1 protein-coding gene and 1 pseudogene are annotated in these 3,787 nt (G+C 52.4%); both read right to left on the bottom strand.

All coding sequences use genetic code 11. The features are described 5' to 3' along the window. Nucleotides 1–1,893: pseudogene (locus tag KDK17_RS18815) on the bottom strand (hypothetical protein); the annotation flags it as partial. Nucleotides 1,894–1,949: 56 nt separating this feature from the next. Continuing rightward, nucleotides 1,950–3,787 (bottom strand): methyl-accepting chemotaxis protein (locus KDK17_RS18820; RefSeq protein WP_257288796.1); only part of this gene is annotated, 1,838 nt, incomplete at its 5' end.

The following is a 3,787-nucleotide window of genomic DNA, read 5'->3' on the forward strand; positions in this document are numbered from 1 at the left end:
AGCCTGAACTGCCAGATCATTGGTTTCTGTTGAACTCTGTTTTTCTTCCGCCAAGGGCTCTTGTAATTGATCTTCATCGAGGGTGACGGGGGCTGACCCGTCCAGAAAGCTTTGCTCATCAATCTGCAATTCCAGAGAGCTCTCAGCCAGAGTGTAAGAACCCTCAGCCGGTGGGTAAGAGCCTTCTGTCTGTTCAGAAAAGACTTCATTTGGTTTGGCGGGACTTTCAAGCTGTTCAGGATCGGTCACACGCAGGGCAGACAGGCTTGCTTCTGCGACATCCAGAATGACTTCATGTTCTTCCTGATTTTTGTCACTCAACCTCTCCAGGTAGTATTCAATGCTGGTCACTGCATCAGCCAGGTATTCCAGTTCCATTTTTTCAGGTGTTTTACTGTTTTCTACCCACTCTTTACTGATGTGTTCTGAACAGGCTCTGACCAGATCGGCGGCCCGGGTCAGAGGTGTCATGGACAAACCGCCCTGGACTTTATGGAGCAGTTCGGGAATTGGGCTCAAGAAGTCCGGGTGATGATGACTGTCCACAAAATCAACGATGGCATCTTTGCTCTGCTCAAGATAATAGCGAGCCTCTTTGATAACCGCCTGATAGACTTCTTCCAGCAAGGGTGAGCCATCGCTTGTCTGCGGACCTTCGCCCGCAGCGTATCTGGAGAGAGCAGTCTCAAGATCAAGAATGGTGCCTGCTACCTCCATCAGATGCTCTTCAGCATTTTGACCGCTATTGATCACATTCTGGATCAGCGCTTTTTTCTGCAGCAGTCGGCTTTTCAGGTCGTCCATGCCCAGGATGGTCAGGGTATCCGCCACTTGCTGAATGACCGGTAGCTGGGTTTGCAGAACCATTGGATCAGGGTCGGCTGAGAGAAGATAAAGGTCCAGTGCTTCCTTGACACCTGTCAGCTCATAGTTCAAAGCTTCCACAACAGGCTGGGTAGCATTCACGCCCGTCAGAATATCCGAAATACCTGCCTGAGCCCTGTTCAGTTCTTCTTCCAGATGGTAGCGCGATTTCAGGGCACCGGTGAAACCATCATGACCTGCTGAAGTGGCGATGCAGTAGAGCAATCCCCGAAACAGTGCATCATCGGGATGAGTATTGATGAAGGGAGCACCCTGTTGGATGAACAGACGGATCTGGCCATCCAGTTCTCTGAGCAAATTGGCGACATGGATGTTCTGTACGATCGACTGATTATCCAGCCCTTCAGTCAGGCCAATACTGGCTTCCCAGAGGGGAGAAAGGGGAGTGCCCCAGGAAAGGTCCTGAAGTTTGGCAAACAATTTGGCCAGAATTTTAATCTGTTGAGTCCGGTTCTGACCTCGCAGATAACCTGCGAGCGTCAACTGATATTTCTGTCGTATTTTTCTCAGTAATGGTACCAAACCACTCTGTTCAAGCGTGTCCAGCTGTGATGGCTCGACAGGATCGATCAGTGAGTGGGTATCCGGAAAGAAAAAAGTGGCCTCCGACAGAGGATCTTCGCCCCGCAGCTGCCGCAGTTCATTGATCAGCGGCAGAAGCGACAATGGACGATCAACGCCACTGTTCAGAGTCTTTTGAATGTAACCTGGCAGCTGCAAGGTAGCTTGCATCAGGACTTCCAGGGCCACACCCGCATCAGGCACCCGCTCACTGAGCAAGGCCTCGGACAGTTTGTTCATTTCCAGGCTCAGGTGGGTTGCACCTTCATACTGCAACATTTTGAGTGCGCCATGGATCTGGCTGAATGAGCTCTGCCCGGCATTGATATGGGCGGGGTTGTCTGGCTCTTGCTGGTGCTTTTCCAATGCCTGGCGGGCTTCAACGAGCGTCTGCTCAATCTCTTCCTTAACCCAGTCCAGGCCTGCATAATCCTGTTGTTCAGCCATTGCCGGCCCCCGTTATTCCGTGCCAGCAACCCATGCTGCTGGAATAAAAATACTCATCAGACGGTTATTTCGTCTTCTTGCGCTGTATTCGTCGCTCCACTTTCTGCTGCTGAAGGCAGGCGGAAGCCGGATACAGACTGACGCATTTCCAGAGCCATTTCCGCCAGGTTACCTACCGAACCGGCTGTTGCTGTGGTACTGGAAGCCGTCCGGGTGGTGATGTCACGGATGGTGGTCATACGCAGGGCTATCTGTTCTGCAGAACCAGTCTGCTTCTTCGCTGTGTCGGAAATGTTACGGATCAGATTGGCGAGGTTACTGGATACTTTCTCAATCTCTTCCAGGGCAACACCCGCATCCTGTGCCAGTCTGGCACCGTTTACCACCTCTGAAGTGGTTTGTTCCATGGAGATAACGGCTTCGTTGGTATCAGTCTGGATGGTGGATACCAATGCCTCAATCTGTCTGGTTGCGCCGGATACACGTTCCGCAAGACGCTGTACCTCATCCGCCACCACTGCAAAGCCCCGACCGGCTTCACCTGCCATGGAGGCCTGAATGGCGGCGTTCAGGGACAGAATATTGGTCTGGTCTGCGATATCGTTGATCAGGGCAATGATGTCACCAATTTCCTGGGAGGACTCGCCCAGACGCTTGATGCGCTTTGAGGTGTCCTGAATCTGTTCACGGATAGTATCCATGCCCTCGATGGTATTACGCACTACCTGACCACCACTGGTGGCAATTTCTAACGATCTTTCTGCTACCTGTGCTGACTCGGAAGCGTTTGCGGATACGATGGTCATTGACTCGCTCATGTCGTTGACCGCCTGGCTGGCATAGTTGATTTCTTCTGCCTGATGGCCTGCAGCTTCAGCCAGTTCTTTCGCGGTACTCTGTGTTTCCTGAGCTGAGGTATCGACTTCCACCGCTGTTTCGTTGATGGTCTTAACCAATGCCCGGAGCTGCTCAATAGAGACGTTTATGGAGTCGGCGATGATACCAGTAAAGTCTTCGGTGACTGTTGCCTGTACGGTCAGGTCACCGTCCGCGAGACCATCCATTTCATCCAGCAGTCGCTGGATGGCAGCTTGGTTGGCTTCATTTCGGGCGGCAGTTTCAGCCAGACGCTGACGGGTGTCTCTGACGATGGCCACGGCGATAATCAACACGGAGAGCAGCGCAATTACACCGGCAATACTGATGACGGTGTTGTTGATCAGGCGCTGGTCCGTCAGAGTCTCGAAGGTGTCTACGAGAATGGAAGTCTGTTGCAGCAATTGCTGGGAGTCAGTGAAAATCTGGTCAGAAGCGGCACGTACCTGGAACAGTTCCGGGGAGGTCTCCAGAATCTCGTCAACACTGCCTTCTACAAATCCGAACAGGTCGGAGATTTCGGCCAGACGATCAATAGCTTCTTCATCGGTGACCTGACTGATGCGCATGGCCAGGTTACCTTCCAGCATACCGTTCAGTACTCGACCAAACAGCTTGGCGACACGACCAAAGCTATCTGCTGCCATAATGGAGTCTTCACCCCCTTCCAGTACTTTCGAAACACTTCGAATAATGCGTTCTGCGAGCCATGGCTGACGCTGTGCCAGTGCGATCTGGTCATTGGGAGCACCACTCTCAAGAAGAATCTCCACCACCTCGTCATACTCTACCTGCAGCTGGGGAATGGTTTCACCCAGTGTTTTTGCCACATCGTGCAGGGCCAGTACGGTTTCTTCTGCGGCCAGAATGTTGTCCGCTTCTATTTTCAGTTCAGACCAGGCTGCGTCGAGCGTTTCGATCTGAGCGCTGGCTTGTTTGTCACCGGGGCTAAGAAACGGGGCCACAGAAAGTCTGGTGTTTTTCAGGGAGGTAAAACGTGCATCGAACTCATTCCGTG

It is taken from the genome of Endozoicomonas sp. SESOKO2 (assembly GCF_024606245.1).
In the GTDB taxonomy this organism is placed as follows: Bacteria; Pseudomonadota; Gammaproteobacteria; order Pseudomonadales; family Endozoicomonadaceae; genus Endozoicomonas_A.